This is a genomic window from Thiolapillus sp., from assembly GCF_048562965.1.
GTDB classification, from domain to species: Bacteria; Pseudomonadota; Gammaproteobacteria; order Chromatiales; family Chromatiaceae; genus Thiolapillus; species Thiolapillus brandeum_A.
On sequence record NZ_JBHNMF010001564.1, the window covers coordinates 1 to 555 of the forward strand.

Annotated in this window: 1 protein-coding gene; it reads left to right on the forward strand. The window is 58.2% G+C overall.

The annotated features are described in order from the left end of the window. Nucleotides 1-555 (forward strand): RHS repeat-associated core domain-containing protein (locus tag ACOCD2_RS25530; protein ID WP_293650892.1); only part of this gene is annotated, 555 nt, incomplete at both ends.

The following is a 555-nucleotide window of genomic DNA, read 5'->3' on the forward strand; positions in this document are numbered from 1 at the left end:
CCTGGGGCGGTTCCTTTCCCCGGACACCGTCATCCAGTTCCCCAACAACAGCCAAAGCTACAACCGCTACAGCTATGTGCTCAACAACCCCTTGAGCTATACGGATCCGAGTGGGCATTTTATCCCCGTGCTGATGATTGCCATGCAAGTGGCGCTCAATCAATTTGCGACAGGATTTGCCGTGGCAGCGGTAGAGAGCATGGCGCTGACAGGGATTGAAGCCACCATCGTGCAGACGGCCATCCAGGCAGGTATCGGCGGACTGGCCATGGGCGCGGCTTCATCCGCCATGGGCGGCACCTTCGCTGATGGCTTTGAAGCCGGGGTGCTCAGTGGCATACAATCAGGCATCTACAGTGGAATTGGAGAAGCCAAAAGTCTGGGGGGTCCGTCAATCGGCAACCTGGGTGCTGGCATCACCGTCAAACGGGTGCTGGCTCATGGCCTGGTCGGCGGCGCCTTCGCCAGAGCCAGAGGTGACAGCTTTGGAAGTGGTTTTGCCACTGGCGTGTTTACCAAACTCAGTGCTGGGAAACTCTCGGAAAGCATTCCTGG